At 51.0% G+C, this 1,683-nt stretch carries 3 protein-coding genes; all 3 read right to left on the bottom strand.

What is annotated here, in order from left to right; all coding sequences use genetic code 11:
* Window positions 1-758: 758 nt before the first annotated feature.
* Window positions 759-923, bottom strand: a complete 165-nt coding sequence (locus BG74_RS13830) for a hypothetical protein (RefSeq protein WP_187202757.1) — start codon at window positions 921-923, stop codon at window positions 759-761.
* A gap of 213 nt (window positions 924-1,136) precedes the next feature.
* On the bottom strand, window positions 1,137-1,274 hold the full coding sequence (locus BG74_RS14950; RefSeq protein WP_204376345.1) for a hypothetical protein: 138 nt from the start codon (window positions 1,272-1,274) through the stop codon (window positions 1,137-1,139).
* A 24-nt stretch (window positions 1,275-1,298) separates the two neighbouring features.
* A complete protein-coding gene (locus BG74_RS06935; RefSeq protein ID WP_244267404.1) occupies window positions 1,299-1,514 on the bottom strand; it encodes a hydantoinase/oxoprolinase family protein in 216 nt (71 codons plus the stop codon).
* Window positions 1,515-1,683 lie beyond the last annotated feature (169 nt).

The raw sequence follows: 1,683 nt of genomic DNA, 5'->3' as shown, positions 1-1,683 counted from the left end.
AGGCGCTTGAGAGCCGGCAGGCCAACGGTTATCCCGTGACGGTAGAATGCTACCTGATCCGCGCAGACGCTTTTTTTTCCCTGATGTCACTCCCGCTGAAAAAAACAACGGGCGTCTCTCGAGAAGCCCGTCACACTACGCTATGATATAATACACTGTAAAAATTTAGGGGTAAAACAGAATTTTTCGCACCATGCGGCTTGGCTTGCTGCCGCTATTTATTGGCCGGCATTGATGAAATCAATGAGTTTAAGGCGAGCTTTTCCTAACAACCGCCTCAAGAAAAAATATCGCCCTGTAGGGTAAAAAACTCAAGGCTATGGATCCATCCCACATTTTAACTCCAAAGACCTAGTGCATGCGATAATCAAACCGCAACTAACGCGACCAACAGTCACGGCAGAAATTTGCCCGCCGTGAAGAACAGCCTATAGCAAACAGCATCGCCAGCATCCACCAGCAAATATAACACTGAGACATCGGTCAATAATCAGCATGAGAAAATACAATGACAACAATATTTACAGAATGGGGTAACTCCTTATTGGGCACGATGCGCCCTCCGCGACGGTGAATTTAAGCTCTTTTGGTATATTACAAGAACTATGCCAAGTTAGCATTCTCCTAAATTAGTTATTTTTTATGATTAACAGGTAAAGGACATCTGAGTGGCTTAGCAGATTTGACCACCCTCTAGCAAATGCATCAAGGCGAGTTCCTACTGCGAACATCGACTAATGCTCAGGGGCAAGCCACGCCTACCACCGCGCCCGTGCCCGGGCCCGGGCGCGGATCCTGACCGTATTAGCGGGAATATAACCCAGAGGAAGCGAATCCAGCTCAATAATATCCACTGTTTCCGACAGAGCGCCGGCGGCGATGGCCTTCTCTCGTGCCTGATGTTCCGCCCGAAGTAAGCACAAAATTCCAGCGACTCATTGCTCGGTAAAACAATGGTGTGTCTAAACTACACGCTACCGATAACCTGGGCAATAGCCACGTAGGTGGCGTTGGTAACACCGGCATTGGGCGGACGTATCACCTCAGAGGCGCCTTTAATATGCATAGGATATGCATAGGAAGCAACGCTGCGCCTCCCTTTTACCCAGGATTACCCATGTCATGCTGACTGGTGTTCATACACGCGCAAGGCATTTTTCAACCATCGCCACATAATGCTCCGCCACCAGGATCACCATTGACGGGTACAAATGCGCGACCCACCTGGCGTTGCCAATGTCCGCCCAGCAGCGGACCACCGCGATATCCATCACTGTTAGGGTGACTCCGCCAAAAAACTAGCAACTGCTGCGGCAAGGCATAGCCCACGCTCCCGGCCTGATACTGATATCACCTTCCGCGTCCAGAGTGACTACTGAACCACCCCCAAAGCCAATAGACGCGATATCCGTCATGCGGAAGTTAGTACGGACTCCGCCTATTTCAGCCTCCATCGCCGACTGGCGGGGAAATCCGCCACACAAAACGCCGACGTCCGTGGTCGTACTGCCCATATCGACCACCATCGCCTCTTACAGACTCGATAGCCTGGCCGTGCTTCGTAGGCTATTTGCGGGCCCGGAGGCTATTGTCAGGATTGGGAAAGTCCGTGCCTGATGCAGCGGCATCAGCGTACCGTCATTCTGACCGAAAAACAGTTCTGCAATCACCAGTGAAAAAAAT

The organism is Sodalis-like endosymbiont of Proechinophthirus fluctus (genome assembly GCF_001602625.1).
GTDB lineage: Bacteria > Pseudomonadota > Gammaproteobacteria > Enterobacterales > Enterobacteriaceae.
Note: the sequence above shows the minus strand (reverse complement) of the source record. Positions and strands in the feature narration are given on the sequence as shown.